Origin of the sequence: Calothrix sp. CCY 0018, from assembly GCF_963920925.1 — a bacterium.
In the GTDB taxonomy this organism is placed as follows: Bacteria; Cyanobacteriota; Cyanobacteriia; order Cyanobacteriales; family Nostocaceae; genus Rivularia.
In genome coordinates this window covers 29,202-50,717 of sequence record NZ_CAWUDI010000019.1, presented here as the reverse complement: position 1 = coordinate 50,717, position 21,516 = coordinate 29,202, and the positions used below count along the sequence as shown (strand labels likewise).

The window sequence follows — 21,516 nt, the reverse complement described above, 5'->3', positions numbered from 1 at the left end:
AATTTTTAACTCCATGTCCTGGCGGACACGCTCCGCTAACACTCATTTATGTCTCACCCTCTGCACGTCGCTTTTATTTGGCATCAACATCAACCTTTATATAAGTCTCCTGAAGGAGGTTCCTCTTCCTATCTAAGTACTGGAAGATACCGCTTACCTTGGGTACGGTTGCACGGTACCAAGGATTATTTGGATTTGATATTAATGTTGGAACGGTATCCGAAGTTACATCAAACAGTTAACTTGGTTCCGTCTTTGATATTGCAACTGGAAGATTATATTGCCGGTACTGCCTTCGATCCTTATTTGGAAGTTAGTTTAACCCCTACAGAACAACTAACCCAGGGACAATTAGAATTTATTCTCGAACATTTTTTTGACGCTAATTACGATACTTTAATTCAACCCCATCCTCGCTACAGGGAACTTTACCAAGTTCGTCAGGAGAAGGGAGAAGCTTGGTGTTTGGCAAATTGGGATTTACAAGATTATAGCGATTTATTAGCTTGGCATAATTTAGCGTGGATTGACCCTTTGTTTTGGGATGATGGGGAAATTGCGACTTGGTTAAACCAGGGAAGAGATTTTAGTTTGAGCGATCGCCAGCGCATTTACTCGAAGCAGCGAGAAATTTTAGCTCGTATTATACCGAAACACCGTCAGATGCAGGAAACAGGGCAGTTGGAGGTGACGACTACGCCTTATACGCACCCAATTTTACCTTTACTTGCCGATACTGATGCGGGCAAAGTGGCTGTACCTAATATGACTTTGCCGCGATATCGTTTTTCGTGGCCAGAAGATATTCCCCGTCATCTAAATAAGGGATGGGAGTTTTATAAAGATCGATTTAAGCGAGAACCTCGCGGGTTGTGGCCTTCGGAGCAGTCGGTAAGTCCGGCTGTTTTACCGTATATTGTAGAACAGGGTTTTCAGTGGATATGCTCTGATGAAGCTGTGTTGGGTTGGAGCTTACAGCAGTTTTTCCATCGCGATGAAACGGGAAATATTCAACAACCAGAATTACTTTATCGCCCTTACCGCTTACAAACTTCTGCTGGAGATTTATCAATTGTTTTTCGAGATCACGCACTATCCGATTTGATTGGTTTTACCTATAGCGGAATGCCACCGGCTGTTGCATCGCAAGATTTAATCGGACGATTGCAGAAAATTGCTCAAATGCAGCAAGATAGTCAAAGCGAGCAGCCTTGGTTAGTTACTATCGCTTTGGATGGCGAAAACTGTTGGGAATTTTACGAACAAGATGGTAAACCTTTCTTAGAAGCTTTGTACGAAAAATTTAGTCAGGAACCGCAGCTAAAATTAGTTACAGTTTCCGAATATCTACAAGAATTTCCCGCTCAAGCCACAATGAAGGCAGAGCAACTGCATAGCGGTTCTTGGGTAGACGGTAGTTTTACTACATGGATAGGCGACCCGGTAAAAAATAGAGCTTGGGACTACTTAACTCAAGCCAGACAAACATTAGCAAATCATCCAGAAGCAACAGAAGAAAACAATCCCGCAGCCTGGGAAGCTTTATATGCTGCTGAAGGTTCCGACTGGTTTTGGTGGTTTGGAGAAGGGCATTCATCAAATCAAGATGCTATTTTTGACCAATTATTTCGGCTGCATTTGCGGGGAATTTACCGAGCATTAAACGAACCCATACCGACTTATCTAAATCAACCTTTAGAAATTCATGAAGCAAGAACAAACCATCGAGCTACCGGGTTTATCCATCCACAAATCAACGGTAGCGGCGACGAACAAGGTTGGGAAAAAGCCGGACGTTTAGAAATTGGCGGTGCCCGAGGAACTATGCACAGCAGCAGCCCCATTCAGCGGTTGTGGTATGGCTTAGATCAATCCAATTTTTACTTACGCATGGATTTTAAAACCGGAATACAGCCAGAAAAAGATTTACCACCCCAATTAAACCTGCTGTGGTTTTATCCAAATCAAATCATGCACAACAGTTCATTACCAATCGCTGAGACACCGGATATTGCACCATTAAATTACCTATTTCACCATCATTTACAAATCAATTTATCAACACGCTCAATTAAATTTCAGCAAGCAGGTGAATATTCCCAATGGTATACTCGCCAAACCCACGCTCAAGCAGCTTTAAATAATTCCCTTGAGATAGCAGTACCGTGGAACGATTTACAGCAACCCCCCGAATCTCCCATAAGGCTTGTTTTAGTACTTTCCGATGCAGGGCATTTTCGCAATTATTTACCAGAAAACGGTTTGATTGCGATTGAGTTGAATTAAATGGGGAAACGTTTCATAGTGGTGTGCCGCGAAATAGCACACCAATCTTTTTTATTACGTATTATTACTTGAATTATGTATTTTAATTATGTGTTTTAGATGATTTAAAAACACTGTGTTTTTTTTGCGATCGCAGCATTTAGAGTAAAGTTCATAAAATCGCATTGCTTCCTAAATTTTTCCGCCTATCTACTTAATCGTATTCAGCTTTTATTAAATACTCACAAAACACTTAAGCATATTCAACAGTTGTCAGATTTAACAAAAATATGGCACTGTAGAAATTACACAACTATACAGGTAATAAATTCTACTAATAAATTATTGCTTAGATCGTAGAAGAACTATATAATTTATGTAGTTAAAAATATACTCACCTTGAGAGACATTACTTATGGCTGGTACATCAATCGAGTTTATACAGCAAAAAAATAAACTTAATGAAAGTAATAACCTGCAATTTTTTATTTTTTTATACTAAAATATAATACAAATTACCTAAATATTAAAAGATAATTTTATGTATAAAAAGTAACCCTAATTAGATTCATTTGAGGACTTCGAGCATATTGCCAACTTGCCTGTAATCTGTAGCGCAAAAAACTACATAATGAAGTGTAATAAATCAGGTAATAATTTTGCTAAAAGAATCGGTAGCAGCAAGTGCTAAGAATCTTTAGGAAGATTTAAAATCATTCGTCGTAAATAAGTAATTGTGCAAGCCCCAATTAAAGATTTCTCCTGTGTCCTACGGACACGCTATGCGCTCCTGCGCTTACGCATATCTGCGCTTACGCACACGGAGAGAATAGGGAATAGGCTCCGGCTTATAACTAAGTAGACAAAAATATTTATTTCATTGCGTTTCCGTTCACGCAGTGCGGCTCAGCTTGCCTGAAAGGTATACAACAGCTAAGCATTCATCGTCAGGTGATTGCTTCATTCGACTGGCAATGACAAATATACAATTAATTTTGCCTAAGTACTTATAACCTAGAAGTAATTATATCAATCATTTTGCCTAAGTACTTATAGTATTTTTCAAGGTCAACTACAGGGTTTTAAAGCATACTTTTTTCAGCAGTTATTAAATATATTGTCATCTTGTACAAAGTGATGAATCACTTGTCTCAGAAAATATTGAAATTTTATTCAGATGTGTTGAGGAATACTCAACTAGGTCAATTATGTGGTTCTAAAACTTTGTTTTGCAAACGTTATGCAATTTTACGAATTTTAGGTAGAGGAGCTTTTGGAGTCACATTTTTAGCTAGGAATGTAACTTTACCAGGACATCCTTTATGCGTGATAAAGCAGCTTTATCCTGAAGTTAGTAGTTTTAGAAGTTTGCAAAAAGCTAAAGAACGTTTTGAAAAAGAAGCTAAAGCCTTAGGTCAATTGGGAAATCATTGTCAAATTCCCATGCTTTTAGATTACTTTGAAATAGAAGAAGATTTTTTTTTGGTTCAAGAATATATTCGTGGTCGTACTTTAATTCGGGAAGTTAGACGCAGCGGTTCTTTTAATGAAGCTGCGGTCAAACAGTTCTTGAACGAAATACTGCCGGTGTTACAGTATATTCATACAAATCATATAATTCACCGCGATATCAAACCGCACAATTTACTACGCTGCAATGATGATAGACGTTTAGTATTAATTGATTTTGGTGCAGTTAAAGAAGAATTGGCATTAACTGGCGAACTTATCAATGAAAATGCTACTACTATGTTTGTTGGAACTATGGGATTTGCACCTCCAGAACAGATTTTCCTACGTCCGGTTTACAGTAGCGATATTTATGCATTAGGTGTAACTTGTCTTTATTTACTAACTGGAAAAGCACCTTTGGAATTTGATTACGACATAAATACGGGTGAAATATGCTGGCAAAAAGAGTTAACAGTTAGCGAACAGTTTACCAAAATTTTGAATAAAATGCTTAAAACTAATTTAAACGAGCGTTTTATATCTGTTTCTGAGCTAATGCTTGCTCTGGGTATGTAATCGTATTTACCTCATTTATCTGTTATCTTACACCATCTCCTTACCTAGATTTTCACACCTTTGATTCACAGTGTTTAAGAAAAATTAGAAAAATTTTAAGTTTAGGCAAAGATACGGTAATTATACTGGCGACACATAGCGATAGTAGTTACATTGAGAAAATCGTAAAATAGCAATGTCAATAATATCTTTAATTATAATGAATCGCTTTTCTGAAAAAATATCTAATTTTCATTCAGACCTGTTGACAAATACAAAATTAGGACAATTATGTGGTTCTAAAACTTTATTTCGCGATCGCTATGCAATTTTACGTATTTTAGGTAGAGGAGGTTTTGGTGTTACTTTTTTAGCCCGAAATATGAATTTACCAGGATATCCTTTGTGCGTTATTAAACAGCTTCGTCCCAGAGTTAGTAATCCTAGTACTTGGGAAAAAGCTAAAGAACGTTTTGAAAAAGAAGCTAAAACCTTGGGTCAATTGGGAAACCATTCTCAAATACCCATGCTTTTAGATTACTTTGAAATCGCAGGAGAATTTTTTCTGGTTCAAGAATATGTTCCTGGCTGTACTTTAACTCGCGAAGTGAGACGCAACGGTCTTTTAAGTGAAGTTGCTGTGAAACAGTTTTTACAGGAAATTCTGCCGGTATTGCAGTATGTTCATAAAAATCGCGTAATTCACCGCGATATTAAACCGCACAATCTTCTCCGATGCGACGATGATAAACGTTTAGTATTAATTGATTTTGGTGCAGTTAAAGAAGAGTTAGCCTTAGTTGGGGAATTTGAGGACAAAACAACTGCGATTACTAATTTTGTCGGGACTATGGGATTTGCACCTCCAGAGCAGTTTTCTCTACGTCCAGTTTATAGTAGCGATATTTATGCATTAGGAGTAACTTGTCTCTACTTACTTACTGGTAAAGCACCTTTAGAATTTGATCGCGATACCAATACGGGTGAAATCTGCTGGCAAAAACAGTTAACACTCAGCGAAAGCTTTACTTCTATCTTGAATACAATGCTTAAAGTTAATGTAAGAGAGCGTTTTGCATCTGCTTCGGATGTTATGTTTGCTCTGGGTGTAGAATCTCATTTACCCCATTTAACTAACTGTTTGGCTACTCAACCTTTAGGAGGTGAAAAGAAGTCAGTTACTAAAACTAATAGTTTTGAAGAAAATTATCATAGTTATGTTCCACCGTTTGCACGAACTGCGATCGCGATTCGGGAATGGAAAGCTAAATTAGAAGCAAGAAAAACACAACGTAAATATAAACGTTATTCATCACTGGCAGAATAAATCTACCATATAAAAAACGGCAAAAAAATATCCAATCTAAGTTAAGTAGCTTATTTGTTCTGTATTCTAAGATAGATTATTCATTTGAGGATAGGTAGTTTTTATTAATACATTAATCTTGGTAAACGTAATTACATTACGAAAAAAATGATTTAATTAATTGAATTTAAATATTTTTCTACAAAGATTTTTGTATAATAATGAAATAATTTTTCTATTGCAAAGGAAAATTAGGGGCTTTTGTTAGCAAAAACTATCACGCAGTTGCCCAAATTTAATGATGATCTGCTGCTTAAATCCCGATTGCCTAAATCCTCTTAACGATAAATCCTCAAAATTTTGCGTTAACTGCGGGGCATCAATATTACCATTATTACGAAATCGGTTTCGAGTTATCCGGGTGCTTTCACAAGAAGGTGGATTTGGTAAAACTTATTTAGCCCAAGATTCAGATAAACTAAATGAGCCTTGTGTTATCAAGCAATTAGCACCTAGAATTGAAGGAAACTGGGCGTTAAAGAAAGCAGTAGAGTTGTTTGAAAAAGAAGCACAACGACTACAACAGTTAGGAGAAAACTCCCAAATTCCTAAGCTTTTAGCTTATTTTGAACAAGACAATTGTTTATATTTGGTACAGCAATTTATCGACGGGCAAAATTTGCTCGAAGAATTAGAAAGGCGACGCGAAGGTGATATTTGGCTGCGTTGCTATAACGAAAAAGAAATTAGAAAATTTTTGTTAAATTTATTACCAGTTCTTCATTTTGTCCACGAGCATGGAGTCGTTCATCGGGATATTAAACCCCAAAATATTATCCGTCGCAATTTCCCTCAAGAATTGAAAGGCGATTTAGTATTAATAGATTTTGGTTCTTCTAAAGAATTGAAGCCAACACTCAACTTGAAAGTAGGAACTTCTATTGGCTCGCATGGTTATTGTGCAATAGAACAAATTAGAGATGGATTAGCTTATCCTGCTAGCGATTTATTTAGCGTTGGTGCTACCTGTTTTCATTTAATGACGGGTATGTCCCCTTTTCAACTATGGACGGAACATGGTTATAGCTGGATGAATCATTGGGAAAAATATTTAAACTATCCGATTAGCGATGAGCTTGCTCATGTTGTCGATAGATTGTTAAAAAAAGATATGGAGCAGCGGTACAAATCGGCTGTGGAAGTAATTGCAGATTTGAAAGAGCCGCAACAATATCCTGTAGTTTTACCTGGTTTGGTAGAAGTTTCCGAACAATTAGTACCACCAACCGAAATATTTTCGCTAAATAAATATACTAAGTTAAAAAAAATATTCTTAGCAGGTGCAGCAGTCTTACTGTTTATTGCTGGAGAATTTTGGTATTGGAAAACCCGCGAAACCCAAATCCGCAACGATACCAATACTCAACCAAGCATTCAGCCAGCAGTTAAACGTGAGTTGGGGCAATCGGAATCTAATCAAAGACAGTTTGCTTTAATCAAAACCTTTAACCTTGTTTACGACTCAGTTTCATCCCTGGCAATTAGCCCGGATAGCAAGACAATTTTGACAAATAGTGTTTTCGGTGTAAAACTATGGAGCTTAGTAACCAAACAGGAAATATCTGTTTTTAATGCTCATAATGGAAAAGTCAATGTAGTTGCAATCTATCCAGACGGGACAAAATTTGTTACTGGTAGTGAAGATAAAACTATCAAAATATGGAATTTGGCAACAGGGCAAGAAATTCGCACGCTACAAAAACATACTTCGGGAATTCATGCTTTAGCTATCAGCCCGGATGGTAAGCTACTTGCCTCTGGTGGCGATGACAATAGTATCAAGCTGTGGAATCTTAACACTGGTGAAGAATTAGTTAGTTTTGATAATCACAAACAAAGAATTAGTTCTCTTGGCTTCGATGCTGAAGGTAAAATGCTTGCCAGTGGTAGCTTTGACGGTACGATTAAAATTTGGGATGTAAAAGCTGAAAAACTTTTACGTACTTTACCAAAAAACTATAGTAAAGTTCATTTCACTGACTTCATTAAAAAAGCTGGAAGCACAAGTAATAATTCGGTAATTGCTAGTTACAATAGCGATATAGGTATGTGGAATCCAATTACTGGAGAAAAAATACGTACCTTAAACGGACATTTTCAACCCATAACATCTACTGCTGTAAGCTCCCAAAGAAATCTTCTTGCTTCGGGTAGTAGTGATAACACTATTAAGTTATGGAATTTAACTACTGGGGAACTTTTAATGACTTTAAAAGGACATTCTGGTAAAGTCGAATCTCTTGCTTTTAATCGGGATGGAAATATTCTTGTTAGTGCTGCTCAAGATAGAACTATTAAAGTTTGGCAAATACCTGTTTTTTAATTGTCAAGAGAATAATAATCCCGAGTAAAGTCAATATAAAATACTTGTAAAGAATATGCATAGCTCTTGGAAATTTATCCGAGATACTATTGAATTGATGGATGACTATATTTCTATCAAAAAATAAATTTAAGTATATTTTTTTTATCGTGAAGTTGAGTTAAAAACCAAGCTTCATCAAGTATTTATTTTGTTTATGAATATGACTAATTACATATTGAAAATTTTAACCACTTTCTCGGTAATGGTTTTAGCCTTTATCAAAGTTTGGGGTTGGGAAACTTCTCCTGCCACGAGTGGAATATCTTCTCGCTTGAACGAGTCAGTGTCAACGCCTTGGAGAACTGCTTCCTTGGGATTTACATTAACCGGACATTCCGATTCAGTTTGGGCGATCGCTATTAGTCCGCATCAGGTTGAAGCAAGTGAAAGAAGGATTATTGCTTCGGTTAGCGGAGATAAAACGATTAAATTATGGGATTTAGAAACAAAACAGCCAATCCGCAGCTTAGAAGGGCATTCGGACTCAGTTAATACCGTTGTTTTTAGTCCAGATGGCAAAACACTGGCTTCTGCTGGTGCTGATAAAGTTATTCGGTTGTGGGATGTGGCAACAGGTAAGCAAATTCGGTTGATGAGAGGACATTTAGCCTCTGTCGGTTCAATCGCTTTTAGTCCGGATGGAAACTTTATTGTTAGTAGTAGTTGGGATCAAACTGTTAGTTTATGGAATGCAGTTACGGGAACCAGAATTCGCACTATAAGGGGAGATTGTGACGTAGTAAATGTCGTAGCAGTTAGCCCTGACGGTAAGACTTTCGCCACGGGAAATCATTTTGAAGGCACGATTAACCTATGGGATTTAGCTACGGGAACCAAAATCAACTCTTTGACAGGTCATTTAGATGCGATAAGTTCTTTAGCATTTAGCCCAGATGGTAAAACTTTAGCTAGCGGTAGTTGGGATAAAACGATCAACTTGTGGAATCCACATACTGGGGCTAAGTTGCGCGTTTTAAACGGACATTCCCATAAAATTTGGTCGGTTGCATTTAGCCCAGATGGTAAAACTTTAGCTAGCGGTAGTTGGGATAAAACTATCAAGTTATGGAATCCAGAAACGGGAAAACGAATTAGTACCCTTAGAGGACATTCTCAAAGAGTTTGGTCTGTAGCGTTTAGTCCAGATGGTAAAACTCTTGCTAGCAGCAGTTTTGATAAAACTATTAAAATTTGGCAAACTTTGCAGTGAACAGTGAGCAGTGAACAGTTACCAGTTACCAGTTACGAGCAAACTCCTAACTATTCCCTACTCCCTACTCCCAATTTTCTATTAAGTACAAAGTACAGATTTAGATGGTAATTCAATTACAAATTCGGCGCCTTCACCCAGTATCGAATTGCAATATAATTTACCACAGTGTTTTTCAATAATTTTGTAACTAATTGACAATCCCAATCCCGTACCTTTACCAACTGGTTTAGTAGTAAAAAATGGGTCAAATAGTTTATCTAAAGTTTCTGGCGAAATTCCATTTCCATCATCTTTGATAGATATTTTCACCCAATCACTTTCTAAATTTTGAGTAGTAATGGCGATTGTTTTAGTATTGTCTTCTTCAGATAATGGTTTGACTGATTGAAGTTCATCAATGGCATTTGCTAGCAAATTCATAAATACTTGATTGAGTTGTCCGGCATAGCATTGAACTAAAGGTAATTCGCCATATTCTTTGACAATATTGATATTAACTTTGGACTTATCAGTTTTAAGCCGGTGCTGCAATATCAATAGCGTACCTTCAATACCATCGTGAATATCTACAGGTTTCATTTCCGCTTCATCTAAACGCGAAAAACTCCGCAATGATAAAACAATTGATTGAATGCGTTGAGTTCCGATAGATAAAGAAGATATTAGTTTTGGTAAATCTTCTGTAATATATTCGATGTCAGCTTCCTCAAGTAATTTTTGAACTTCATCAGAAGGTTCGGGGCAGTATTCCTGATAGCAGCTGATTAGTTGCAAAATATTACTTGTGTATTCCTCAAGATGACTTAAATTAGCGTGAATGAAATTAACAGGATTATTAATCTCGTGAGCAATTCCTGCTACTAACTGTCCCAAACTAGACATTTTTTCCGTTTGGATCAGTTGAGTTTGAGTTTCTTGTAAATTAATTAAGGTTTGTTTCAGTTCTTCTGTTTGAGACTTAACTTGGTTGTGCAAATCGGACTGCTGTAGAGCCACGCTCATTTGTTCCGATATTTGTTGAAGGAACTGCACTTCAAAATCCTGCCATTCGCGGGGAGCATCATTTTGGAAAGCTGCTAACAAACCCCATAGTTTTTCCTGTTGATAGATAGCAATAATTGCATAAGCTCTCGCTTCATAACTTTCTAATACTTTAATGTAGCAATCACTGAACCCTGCATTATAAATATCATTACAAATGCGAAAAACTATTCCTTTTGCAAATGAACCACCTTGGGTGTCTTTTAAGTAAGTATCTTGAGAAGATGATAAAGATAAATTTTTAACGCTACATTCGCTGATATTATCCCGTAGATGATTGTCTTGCCACTGTATTTTCATCAACGAGTCATAGTTTTGACTTACAGATTCTGCAATAAATTCACCACTCCAATCTGGATTAAAACTATAAATCACCGCTCTATCTGCTTGCAATAGCTCTCGTATTGCTTGTGTTGTAGTAGAAAATACAACATCCATATCCAGTGAGGAACGAATCTTGGCTACGATACTTGAGATAGCTTTCTGTGTTTCAATTCCTCGTTCAAGTTCCGCATTAGATTTTTTTAGCTCTTTTGTCTGCTGACGAGTATAAGCTAACAAAGTAGAATGCTGCAAAGCAACTCCTAATTGCGCTGCTATTTGAGAAGTAAATTCAACTTCAGAAGCTTTCCAATCGCGCAATCCTTGATGTTGATATACTCCTAAAAGCCCCCAAAGGTCTTTGCCAACAAATATTGGTACTACAATAAAAGCTTTAATGTAAAACTGCTCGTAAAGATCGAGGTGACATTGAGAAAACCCTTCTTGATAGACATCATTAACTACAAAAACTTCACCTTTACGATATCTACCCCCTTGAGTTTCTTGGAGATAAGTATCTTGCCAAACTTTATTCACCCCTAATTCTCCGACATCTAGCCATTGGGGACTAACAGATTCAAACTCAGCAACAAATCCACCCCAATCGGAATTAAACTGATAAACCGTAACTCTATCTGCTTCGAGTATTTGGCTTAATTCCTTAGTTGTAATTCGGAAAATTTCTTCAATATCAAGAGATTCGCGTATTTTAGCAACAATACCTGCAAGCGCTTCTTGTCTGGAAATAAAATTTTCTAATTCTAGATTTGAAAGCTGTAACTGTTGAGTTTTTTGTTGAAGTTGCTCGGTACGTTCTTCTACCTGCTGTTCCAAATTAGCGTTTAAACCTTGTACTTGCTGATAAAGCCTATATTGTTTAATTGCCGTAGAAAACCGTTCGCTGAGTGCTTGAGCATACTTTAATTCTTCTTCCGTCCACGGTTGAGCCTGTCCCTTTTTCTCCTGTCGCCATACTTCAAAAGACTGACGCGCCATCAGTTGACGAGTATCGGGATTGTGCCATCCCGACCATAAAATCTCCGTATCAACTTCCGAACGGAAAATAGTTAAGCAACCAACGATGTGAGTTCCGTAATGTAGGGGAATAATTAGAAGACTACGAACTGAAGTAGATTGAAAAAATGGTGCTAAGGTACGGAATAAAGGTTCGCGGTAAAGGTCATCAATTGCCCATAAATTGGGATGATTATCAACTTGTTCTTTGCAATCGCCCAAATTATATACCGAACGCATCCACTGTACCGACCAAGGTTTATAACCAGTACTATCAAAACCAGATTCAATTACCGAGTGTAAGAAATTTTTCCAGAGGTAATTTTCTTCAACAACTCGATTTTCTTCACTTATAAAATCTGGCTGGTTTCCGTAGGTATAAATTTCTCTAGGTTGGTGTTCGTCTGCGAGCAAATAAAGCCTACCACCAGAACCATTAAAAGTCGCGACTGCTTCTTCCAGTGCTGCCTGGGATTTTACTGTAGGGCTTGTATAAAGTAATTCGGTAACGCGATTAATATTTGCTTCCTGTTTTGCTTGTGCCCGCACTCGTTCGAGTAGAATTGATTGCGCGATCGCAACTCCAACTTGGTCTACAACAGCTTGGATAAACTGTAATTCATCTTCCGTAACGTTGCGCGACTCGCTATGATGACAAGCTAGCAATCCCCAAAGTTGAGCGGAAGCAGTCGAGGAGGAAGATTGTTTTTTTTCAGTAGAAATTTCTTCTAATACAATTGGTACGACTACAGAAGATTTGACCCCCATTGCAGTTAAATATTCTGCATGACAAGGATCTAAAGGACGGTAGCGAATATCATTTTCTTCTTGAGTCTCTCCCGTTTCGGGATGGTCTAAAGGACTTATACCGATTTTAGAATTGGTGATATCTACTACCGAACGCTGACGCGCTCGCAAAAACAATTCGCGAGCGTAGGGAGGGATATCATCAGCGGGAAAATGCAAGCCAAGTAAAGAAGGTAGCCGATTATGATGAATTGACTCGGCAATTACAACGCCACTACTATCTGGATTGAACTGATAAACTTTTACACGGTCAGTCCCCAAGTAATCCCTGACTTCCGCTACCATCGTATTTAAAATTTCTTTTAATTCCAAAGACTGCCGAATACGATTAGCAATACGGTGTAATAAACCTTTTTGAGTCGCGAATGGCAGATGCTTTTGCAATTTATCCATTACTTTAATTAACAACAATTTTAAACTCTTGGTAATATAGTTCCCATTTTTAACGAAGTAATTTCATTGCTGACGGTTTTACAGAGGGAGGGGGAGATGGGGAGATGGGGAGATGGGGAGAGGGGGAGACAAGGAGACAAGGGGAATTTTAACCTTTAACCTTTGACCTTAATTACTCCCAACTCCTAACTCCTAACTATCTTTGACGTTCGATAGCGCGTCTGGAAGGCTTAGTACTAGTTAAAGATTTCCATGCAGCTTTTACACCTACAAAAACACTCCGCGTACCTACCTGCACGTTCTGAGCTTGCTTTTTGGCACTATTGAGACTTTGGTCTACTTGTTTTACTACTCCTGAAGCACTTTGCACACCTTCGCTAACATCATCGGTTAAATCGGTAATTTCTAAGCCGGTTAAGCGCACGGCTTCTAAAGTCGGTGGTAACTCCCGTGAAAGCGTATCAAACAACTTTTCTGCACTGCGAGCAGCTCTTGCTACCTCCTGCAAAGCTGGAATAGCGGCTACCAACAAAGCAGTTAAACTAACAGCGACTAATAAAATAGATAATCCCAGCCAAAATAGAGGTTCACTCACGCTAATATAGTCAATAGCTAACAGCATTGTGGGGAAAGTTGGGTGGGGAAATGTTCTTTACTTGTCTTCAACTTACATCTCGCACCAATAGCAGAAACCCAATTTATTGCTAGTTTCCCAACAAAAATAATGTTTTTATCTAAAGAAACCGGGTTTCTTAAGTCTTGTTGAGAATGATGCATTTCGGTGAATTCAATAAACTTTCCGAAAACGGATTTACTTTGAAAGAATTTACCCCACCGATTAAATTAGTTAGGCATTTTAAATTTACGATTAACAATACAGTTTCATCATCGAAACTTTCTTAGTTTAAACCATAATCTAAAATCTTAATTTTAACTTAGTTCGGTTCACTAATTATTTAGATGCTGGGGTAGAGAATTAGAGTCATCTTGAGTTTTCTGACGCTTTAATACTTGATTCTCCCGCATAGAAGCATCTACTCCAGCATATAAGGCTTCTCGCAGTCGATCTAAAGTTTCATCCCAAGAGCGTAACGCATTTTCAGAAATACGATCTGCTTGAATTTGAGCGCTTGTTGATAAATCCTCTGCTAAATCTGGTAAAGCATCAGCAGACTTTTTCAACAATTTACGTGTTTCGCGTCCCGTGCGCGGAGCCATAAGCAACCCGGTGAAGGCACCGATAGTAGCTCCTAACATCAAACCACCAATAAAATTTCCACTACGATTATTAGACATTTATATATACCTCTTCTTAAACCCATTTTAAGTGGCTTTGAGCGGCTTGCAAGATTTTCAAAGATTTTACTTGATGACAATATATCCGCGACATAGGTTGCATTGACTTATTAAAAGTTAAGGGTTAAAGGTTAGAGGTCAAAAGGTCAAAGGTTAAAATTCTCCCCATCTCCCCATCCCCTTGTCTCCCCATCTCCTCTCCCCCTCTCTCCAATTCCCCTTCAAACTTTAATCTTCAACCTATTTTTAATTTCAGTTCTAATTCCCGGACGAGTCCATAATATTTGTCTACCGAAAACTACGAGTGCTAAAATTTGCTTTATTTGTCGTAATTTTACTTGCAAGCTTTGATTGCTCTGACGCAGATTATTTAAGTTCTGCATACCCAGATAAATCGCTTCTGGTCTACGATGCAGCAAGGCATAAGAATTGCGATCGCACTTAATGAAAAATTTGGTTAGTTTAAATAATCGCTGTCTCAATTGGCATACTTGCGAGGTGCAGTAAAAAAGTATCAGCGAGATCGAGATATTTATAACGACAACGATAGTTACCATTAGTTGCGAAAAGTAAAATTAGTTAATCAACTATTTCAATGTTGACTTATAAAATATAAATGATGCTAAAGCAGTCTATATGTACTACTTTAGCATTATTTAAACAGATAATTTCAGCTACTCTGCATTTGGTTAAACTTAGTTCTAATTGTTTCTATCCGTTTGCGGTTAACACCTAAATCGCTTTGTCCCAAGCGAGAAGCAGAACGCACGTGGATAGTATTGGTGCTGCTATCCAAATAAAATTCCACATCATCCACAAATCCCATCAAAGCGGTTTTGAATTCTGCGTATAAATAATCTGATGATTCCTCGATCATCTTAGTTCTATCTTCCGATTCAATCACGTTTTTAAGGTCGGTTAAAGCTTTTTCTGTAGTGGAAGAGTACTTTAGCGGTTGAATAAAGTGGGTTTCATCCGAACTTGGACTTTGAGAAGAAACGCAATTTGGGGAATTTGGACAATCTGCTAATTTACCGTCGTTAACACCCAAATTATCTGGTTTTGTTCCTGAAAATATCATTGATTTTTTTTATCAAAAAGTAAAGTGGACTACTTTTACTTTAAAGGTTAAAGGTCAAAGGTCAAAGGTTTTAAATCTGGTGTTACCTACTTCCTACATTTATACGGCTAATGCTGGATAATCGATGTAGTCAGCAGAAAATAGAGAGTTAGGAGTTGGGAATTTAGTTGATAACTGCTCACTGATGGCTGTTCTAGTCATACTGTTTTTATATAGTTCCTATGAATTTCAGTAAAATTTCTTAAGTACAAGTGTGAAATTGGTATGAAGAAATGATGAAGTAAAATTTACTCAGAGAAAAATAGTTGATAATGAAATAAATAAAAATATTTTCTGTGTTTGGAGTATAAATTGAGGTAATGTCTCTTCGTATTTTAAAAGAGCGCTACGAAATTGTACGGCAACTTGCGAAAAAATCGGGAAGGAAGACTCTTTTAGCAAGAGATTTGCAAACAAATAAATTAGTAGTAGTTAAGCTGCTGACTTTTAATAGTGAAGTTAAATGGGAAGAATTAAAGCTATTTGAAAGAGAAGCTAAAACTCTGCGTAATCTTTGTTATTCTGCGATTCCAAGTTATATTGATTTCTTTGAAATTGAGCTACCGAATAAAAAAGCTTTGGCTTTTGTACAAAGTTATATAGAAGCTGTTTCTTTAGAGCAGCAAATACAAGAAAGAGGAATTTTTAGCGAAGCAGAAGTTAAACAGTTAGCTAAATCCGTGCTGCAAATTTTAGCTTATTTACACGGACAAAATCCGTCGGTAATTCATCGCGATATTAAGCCGAGCAATATCCTTTTAACTAATGGTTCGGGAAATAGTATTGGTGATGTTTATTTAGTTGATTTTGGTTCAGTACAAACTTTAGCTAGTAGCGACGGTAGCTATACGGTTGTTGGTACTTACGGTTATATGGCTCCAGAACAATTTGGATCGCGTGCTGTTGCTGCAACGGATTTGTATAGTTTAGGTGCAACTTTAATTTATCTTTTAACCGGGAAGCCACCCGCAGATTTGCCGCAGAAACAGGGTAAAATTCAGTTTGAAGTAACTCATTGTTCGCGAGAATTTTGTCAATGGCTTGAACAAATGATTGAACCATTGCAAGAACAGCGTTTTAAGTCGGCAACTGAAGCTTTGAAAAGTCTGGATGATTTTTCATCTGTAACTTTATCAGATTTTTCTCAAAGCTTACCCAAAAAAGTTTCTATTAAAAAATCGGCAGATGTAATTGAAATTATAACTCCTTGCCAAAATAATCAGAAAGACTCAATCGTGCATTCCATAGGTTCAGCAACTGTAGGGCTTTTATACGGAATATTTTCAATCCCGTTTTTTGCCAAGTTAGAAGGGATTTTTCAATCAATTATTCTCGATTATGGTTTTATTCATCCTTACTCTTTCGCAGCTATAAGTATTTTAATTTTAATTTTATATCTTTATGTCAATATCTGGCTAAAAATTATTGTAAATATGTTGTTTATTCCTTTTGGTAAAAAGAAATTACAAATTGATAAACAACGGATTTATTTTGCTTACAAGTTACTTGGTTTAGAATATCGCTATCGACGTTCAATTCCGCGTCATGCAATTATCAAGCTTGATAGCAATCAACACGAAATACCAGATGTTGTTATTTGGATGGGAGTTTATAAATACAGTTTTGGTAAAGGTTTTTTAAGTTTTGAACGAGCAGCTTGGGTGAGTCGCGAGCTAAATAAATGGTTGAATCTTAAAACGATTTGATAGAGGTAATAGGGAACAGAAATAAATAAATCAGTATAGTCAATTTTTTTGCCATAAGTAAAGACTACAACAACACTAATAGGACTTACGCAAAGCCCACCTTTGTAAGGGGGGTTGGGGGGATCTTAGAGTTGGGAATGCCTACTTTTTTGTTGCGGTTTTGTAAATCCTGACTAATTAAAAAAAAATATATATATTAGAACAAAGAAAATGAACAAAAAAATAATTGGCGATCGCTATCAAGTAATTTATCTGTTAGGGAAAAAACCGGGATACAGAACTGTACTTTGTAGCGACATTCAGACTCAGCAGTTAGTTGTAGTCAAATTTCTTGTTTGGGATGATGATTTGGAATGGCAAAATCTCAAGTTATTTGAAAGAGAAGCAGAGGTTTTAAAGAGTATTTATCATCCTGCAATTCCTCGTTATTTAGACTATTTTGAAGTTAATCAACCTCATATTAAAGGTTTTGGTTTAGTACAAACTTACATAAAAGCTGAATCTTTGGAAAAACATTTACAAGCAGGAAGAACTTTTAATATTGAAGAAGTCAAAGAGCTAGCAGAATCAATTTTAAAGATTTTAATTTATCTGCATTCGCAACAGCCAGCAATAATTCATCGAGATATCAAACCGAGTAATATTCTATTAACAAACCGTTCTGGAAACAATATCGGAAACGTTTATTTAGTTGATTTTGGTTCTGTAAAAACCATTACTGCTTCTACTAGTGGAACAATGACTGTAGTCGGAACTTATGGCTATATGTCACCCGAACACTTTGGTGGTAAAGTTGTTCCGATATCGGATTTATATAGTTTAGGAGCAACCTTAATTTATCTGATAACGGGGATGCATCCTGCTAATTTACCTCAAAAAGATGGAAAGATTCAATTTGAAAAGCTGGTTAACTGTTCTGAAGGTTTTGCTAATTGGTTAAAGCAAATGGTTGAACCCGTAGAAGAACAACGCTTTTCTTCAGCTAAAATTGCATTGCAAAGTTTAAAGCAACCTTCAAATAAACTTAATGACTTAAGTTATAAAAAGCCTATAAACCTTAAAAAACCTTTTGGCAGTAAAATTTTGCTTAATAAAAGTAAAAATAGGTTAGAAATTGTATTTCCTCGACAAAAAATAACTCAATTAAAAAACGATTTAATATTTTTGGGAATAAAAATTTATATTTCTACAATAATACTGCCTTTTTTATTACTTATAGCACTTTTATTACTAAGTACTATTTTCTATGGACTGGGATATTCTATATCTATTTTTTCTATATTATTTGCATTAATATTATTGATTTTATTTTTCGGAGTTGTTGGAATTTGTATAGCTTTGATAGTAAGTGTTATTGATGATTCGATCAAAGCATTGACTAACTTATTCAGAAGAGAAAGATTATGGATTGACAGAAAGAAACTCTGCTTGTCTTTTGATTGCCTATGTTTCAAATCTTGGCTTATTCGTTCTATCTCCTTAACAAAGATTAATAATCTCGGAAAAATACTTATTGCAGGTAATCGCCCATTATGGGTAATTGCAGCTAATATTGGAGGGAATCAATATAATTTAATAGATAAGAACGATTTAACCGAAGTCGAAATCGATTGGCTTTATAATGAGTTGAGCGAGTACTTGGATTTACCGTTAAAAAACACTTAGTTTGGCATTCACTAAATTCGAGCAGAGAAATTCAAACATTGTAGAGATGTTGCAGTGCAACGCATAAAGCAGTGTTTGTACTTATAATTACTAATATGACGGCGTTTTCACACATTTAGCATAATGTCTCTTGTATAGTACGTATCACGAACTTTTTAACAAGACATTTAATATCAAAAGTAATAAAGAACCAACTTTTTGCGATCAAATGTTAAACGCTAAAAAAGATTTTCGCGTTGATAGCTTGGCAGTTCAGATTTACAATTCAGAAGCTGAACTCGCTTTATCAACAGCAACCATTGTTCAACAAGATTTACAGCAAATTCTTAAAACTCAGCAAACCGCTACAGTATTGTTTGCAACGGGTAATTCTCAACTCAAATTTTTAGATGCTTTAGCGAAATTAAATAATATTGATTGGTCGCGAGTGATATGCTTTCATCTAGATGAATATTTAGGTATATCCGCAAATCATCCTTCAAGCTTCCGATATTATCTACGAGAGCGTATAGAAAAACTTATTTCACCGCAGAAATTCCACTATCTAGAAGGTGACACATTACAGCCTTTAGAAGAGTGCGATCGCTATTCCAAATTACTTACAGCACAACAGATTGATTTATGTATGTTAGGAATAGGAGCCAACGGACATTTAGCCTTCAACGAACCAAATGTTGCAGATTTTGACGATGCCTACAACGTCAAACTGGTAAAATTAGATTCAGTTAACCATCAGCAGCAAGTAAGTCAAGGGCATTTTCCCAACATAGAAAGCGTACCGAAATATGCTTTTACCCTTACTATACCAATGATTTGTGCCGCAAAAAAAATCATTTGTATCGCACCCGGAAAAGGTAAAGCCGAAATAGTCAAACAATTATTAGAAGGAAAAATTACCGAAGAATTACCAGCATCAATTCTCCGCAAACAACCACAAGCAAATTTATTCTTAGATGCAGAAGCAGCTGAACAATTAACAGTTATCAAATAATTGTAGTATCGCGTTTATACTAAACTTTTAGGTTTGTAGTAAGGAATTTATTCCTTATCTAAAGCGATAAATCGCTTACTACGAACCAATACCGATTAATTAAATCATTGATAATTGATAATTGATAACTGATTAATATCCGCTTAAAATACCTCTGCGTTTCGCTTCTTTTTCTGCAACTCTAAACAAAAATAAACCGATTGTAAAATATACAATACCGTTAATAAAAGCAATAACCAAAGTTATTAAATTTAAACCTTCACCCCGTGCCATCAAATCGCGTAATAAGCCAGCACCAGGACTCATTGGTATTAAAAGTGCTAAAAATTTAGGTGTCCCAGTCCAAGTTTCTGTAGGAATAGTTAGTAAAAATAATAGTGGAAATAAAAGTAAAGGTAGTACTTGCTGCACGCGCTTTAAAAGTAAAGCTATAGAACCGATTGTAAAAGCAAAACCATATGCTCCTAACAAGATACAAATAAAAGGTAAAACTAATAGTGGTGGAAAAGATAAATTGCTACCTGTAAGCAATATGATGAGAAAAAGAATAAGAATAATCTTTAATATTTCTAAAGTTAAATAAGCCAATGCTCGCATCAAAAATACTTTTACCGCACCGTAACGCGAGAGAAATAACTGCTCTAAGGTACCAGTTTGGGCTTCGCGTTGCAATCCTCCGGCAATGTTTGCCATTACAAAGTTGACTAAAACCCAAAGTACGTAGCCGATAATAATAGAATCTAATCTGTCTCCTAACTGAAAACTAGAACCCGCAATATAACCAGCCCCTAAAAAAAGTCCATAAAATATAGCACTAGTAAATATAATTTGTGATATAGATTCAATTGGATAGCGGCGTAATTGTATCCAACTACAACGAAGTTCGGCAAAAAATAATTCAAGCATTATTAGTTATTAGTTGTTAGTTGTTGGTTGTTAGTTATTAATCATAAACTTTTCTGTTTCCTGTTTCCTGTTCCCCTCTTTCACCAACTTCAAAAATATCTGTGTTAAATCGGCTTCTGCTTTCTCAACAATTTTTAACTCTAAAGGCTTAATAATATCAAATACTTTGTATATGAATTCTGGCTGACTCACATAAATAATTCTTTTTTCTTCAACCTCTACACCTATTTTTTCTAATTCGGTAATTCTAACTTCATCTAATACAGATTCCATTTGAATTTTATAAGCTTTACCAGAAAACTTCCGAATTAATTCATCAGTTGGTAACTCCGTGATAATTTCACCCTTTTGAATAATTGCGATATTATCGGCGAGTTGCTCGGCAATATCTAGTTGGTGAGTTGTCAATAAAATCGCGCAACCAGATGCAGCAATTTCCCGCACCAATATTTTTACATCTTCGGTTGCTTCGACATCAAGCCCTAAAGTGGGTTCATCTAATAATAAAACTTGCGGTTGATGAACTAAGGCAACAGCAAAAGCCAATTTTTGCTGCATTCCTCGCGAAAGTTGCTGCACTGCGGTACGACGTTTATTTTGTAAACCAAATCTTTCTAAAAGTGCAATTCCCGATTTACGTGCTTGAAAGTGAGTAAGTCCTTTTAAGACTCCAAAATATTCTAAATTTTCTTGGGGAGTCAATCGCCAGTAAACGTTACGATTTCCTTCCAAAACAGCACCAAGTTTTTCTAAAGCACTAGGGTTTTTGTGAGGATTGATTCCCGATATTTTTGTCCAACCGAAATCGGGTTTAATTAATCCTGCCATCATTTTAATACTTGTGGTTTTACCCGCACCGTTGGGGCCTAAAAAAGCCATTACTTGCCCAGATGCAATATTTAAAGAAACATTTTTTACTGCTTCTACTATTTGATTATTTATGCGGTAAGTTTTTCTGAGATTAAAGGCTTCGAGAGCAATCATATAAATTCAAAGGGAATAGGGAATAAGGAATAGGGAATAGGGAACAGTAAAAAATT

At 36.3% G+C, this 21,516-nt stretch carries 13 protein-coding genes and 2 pseudogenes; 8 read left to right on the top strand and 7 right to left on the bottom strand.

Annotation, left to right across the window (positions count from 1 at the left end):
- The first annotated feature begins 48 nt into the window (after positions 1-48).
- The 5 genes and pseudogenes from ACM03V_RS15345 (at position 49) to ACM03V_RS15325 (ending at position 9,213) form a co-directional block, all read left to right on the top strand.
- On the top strand, positions 49-2,286 hold the full coding sequence (locus tag ACM03V_RS15345; RefSeq protein ID WP_414621657.1) for a glycoside hydrolase: 2,238 nt from the start codon (positions 49-51) through the stop codon (positions 2,284-2,286).
- Between the two features lie 1,116 nt (positions 2,287-3,402).
- Positions 3,403-4,290 (top strand): annotated as a pseudogene (locus ACM03V_RS15340) (protein kinase domain-containing protein); the annotation flags it as partial.
- A 202-nt stretch (positions 4,291-4,492) separates the two neighbouring features.
- The gene (locus ACM03V_RS15335) at positions 4,493-5,599 is read left to right on the top strand and encodes a protein kinase domain-containing protein (protein WP_414621656.1); all 1,107 of its coding nucleotides are present in this window, start codon (positions 4,493-4,495) and stop codon (positions 5,597-5,599) included.
- A gap of 277 nt (positions 5,600-5,876) precedes the next feature.
- The gene (locus tag ACM03V_RS15330) at positions 5,877-7,961 is read left to right on the top strand and encodes a protein kinase domain-containing protein (protein ID WP_414621655.1); all 2,085 of its coding nucleotides are present in this window, start codon (positions 5,877-5,879) and stop codon (positions 7,959-7,961) included.
- Positions 7,962-8,163: 202 nt separating this feature from the next.
- Positions 8,164-9,213 (top strand): WD40 repeat domain-containing protein, encoded by a 1,050-nt coding sequence (locus tag ACM03V_RS15325; protein ID WP_414621654.1) that lies wholly within the window; start codon positions 8,164-8,166, stop codon positions 9,211-9,213.
- Between the two features lie 81 nt (positions 9,214-9,294).
- Here the strand turns inward: ACM03V_RS15325 and ACM03V_RS15320 are convergent, their stop codons facing one another.
- From ACM03V_RS15320 to ACM03V_RS15300, 5 genes and pseudogenes are all read right to left on the bottom strand, one after another.
- Complete coding sequence (locus ACM03V_RS15320; protein WP_414621653.1) at positions 9,295-12,792, bottom strand: GAF domain-containing protein; 3,498 nt, start codon at positions 12,790-12,792, stop codon at positions 9,295-9,297.
- A gap of 205 nt (positions 12,793-12,997) precedes the next feature.
- Positions 12,998-13,387: pseudogene (locus ACM03V_RS15315) on the bottom strand (DUF948 domain-containing protein); the annotation flags it as partial.
- A gap of 353 nt (positions 13,388-13,740) precedes the next feature.
- The gene (locus tag ACM03V_RS15310) at positions 13,741-14,088 is read right to left on the bottom strand and encodes a YtxH domain-containing protein (RefSeq protein ID WP_414621652.1); all 348 of its coding nucleotides are present in this window, start codon (positions 14,086-14,088) and stop codon (positions 13,741-13,743) included.
- Between the two features lie 221 nt (positions 14,089-14,309).
- On the bottom strand, positions 14,310-14,570 hold the full coding sequence (locus ACM03V_RS15305) for a hypothetical protein (protein ID WP_414621651.1): 261 nt from the start codon (positions 14,568-14,570) through the stop codon (positions 14,310-14,312).
- Positions 14,571-14,758: 188 nt separating this feature from the next.
- The gene (locus tag ACM03V_RS15300) at positions 14,759-15,169 is read right to left on the bottom strand and encodes a DUF1499 domain-containing protein (protein WP_414621650.1); all 411 of its coding nucleotides are present in this window, start codon (positions 15,167-15,169) and stop codon (positions 14,759-14,761) included.
- A gap of 359 nt (positions 15,170-15,528) precedes the next feature.
- Between ACM03V_RS15300 and ACM03V_RS15295 the strand changes: the two genes are divergently transcribed.
- The 3 genes from ACM03V_RS15295 (at position 15,529) to ACM03V_RS15285 (ending at position 19,570) form a co-directional block, all read left to right on the top strand.
- Positions 15,529-16,914: a serine/threonine protein kinase gene (locus tag ACM03V_RS15295; RefSeq protein WP_414621649.1), complete on the top strand. Its 1,386-nt coding sequence runs from the start codon at positions 15,529-15,531 to the stop codon at positions 16,912-16,914.
- Between the two features lie 210 nt (positions 16,915-17,124).
- On the top strand, positions 17,125-18,579 hold the full coding sequence (locus ACM03V_RS15290; protein ID WP_414621648.1) for a serine/threonine protein kinase: 1,455 nt from the start codon (positions 17,125-17,127) through the stop codon (positions 18,577-18,579).
- A 208-nt stretch (positions 18,580-18,787) separates the two neighbouring features.
- A complete protein-coding gene (locus tag ACM03V_RS15285; RefSeq protein WP_414621647.1) occupies positions 18,788-19,570 on the top strand; it encodes a glucosamine-6-phosphate deaminase in 783 nt (260 codons plus the stop codon).
- A 132-nt stretch (positions 19,571-19,702) separates the two neighbouring features.
- Here the strand turns inward: ACM03V_RS15285 and ACM03V_RS15280 are convergent, their stop codons facing one another.
- Together ACM03V_RS15280 and ACM03V_RS15275 are read right to left on the bottom strand one after the other, a co-directional pair.
- On the bottom strand, positions 19,703-20,476 hold the full coding sequence (locus ACM03V_RS15280; RefSeq protein ID WP_414621646.1) for an ABC transporter permease: 774 nt from the start codon (positions 20,474-20,476) through the stop codon (positions 19,703-19,705).
- A gap of 30 nt (positions 20,477-20,506) precedes the next feature.
- Entirely contained in the window at positions 20,507-21,460 is a 954-nt protein-coding gene (locus tag ACM03V_RS15275; protein WP_414621645.1) for an ABC transporter ATP-binding protein, read from the bottom strand.
- Positions 21,461-21,516 lie beyond the last annotated feature (56 nt).

What these genes read in the sequence shown, in the direction of transcription:
- ACM03V_RS15345 (WP_414621657.1), top strand. Translation starts at nt 49, where the DNA reads ATGTCTCACCCTCTGCACGTCGCTTTTATTTGGCATCAACATCAACCT.
- ACM03V_RS15335 (WP_414621656.1), top strand. Translation starts at nt 4,493, where the DNA reads ATGAATCGCTTTTCTGAAAAAATATCTAATTTTCATTCAGACCTGTTG.
- ACM03V_RS15330 (WP_414621655.1), top strand. Translation starts at nt 5,877, where the DNA reads ATGATGATCTGCTGCTTAAATCCCGATTGCCTAAATCCTCTTAACGAT.
- ACM03V_RS15325 (WP_414621654.1), top strand. Translation starts at nt 8,164, where the DNA reads ATGACTAATTACATATTGAAAATTTTAACCACTTTCTCGGTAATGGTT.
- ACM03V_RS15320 (WP_414621653.1), bottom strand. Translation starts at nt 12,792, where the DNA reads ATGGATAAATTGCAAAAGCATCTGCCATTCGCGACTCAAAAAGGTTTA.
- ACM03V_RS15310 (WP_414621652.1), bottom strand. Translation starts at nt 14,088, where the DNA reads ATGTCTAATAATCGTAGTGGAAATTTTATTGGTGGTTTGATGTTAGGA.
- ACM03V_RS15300 (WP_414621650.1), bottom strand. Translation starts at nt 15,169, where the DNA reads ATGATATTTTCAGGAACAAAACCAGATAATTTGGGTGTTAACGACGGT.
- ACM03V_RS15295 (WP_414621649.1), top strand. Translation starts at nt 15,529, where the DNA reads ATGTCTCTTCGTATTTTAAAAGAGCGCTACGAAATTGTACGGCAACTT.
- ACM03V_RS15290 (WP_414621648.1), top strand. Translation starts at nt 17,125, where the DNA reads ATGAACAAAAAAATAATTGGCGATCGCTATCAAGTAATTTATCTGTTA.
- ACM03V_RS15285 (WP_414621647.1), top strand. Translation starts at nt 18,788, where the DNA reads ATGTTAAACGCTAAAAAAGATTTTCGCGTTGATAGCTTGGCAGTTCAG.
- ACM03V_RS15280 (WP_414621646.1), bottom strand. Translation starts at nt 20,476, where the DNA reads ATGCTTGAATTATTTTTTGCCGAACTTCGTTGTAGTTGGATACAATTA.
- ACM03V_RS15275 (WP_414621645.1), bottom strand. Translation starts at nt 21,460, where the DNA reads ATGATTGCTCTCGAAGCCTTTAATCTCAGAAAAACTTACCGCATAAAT.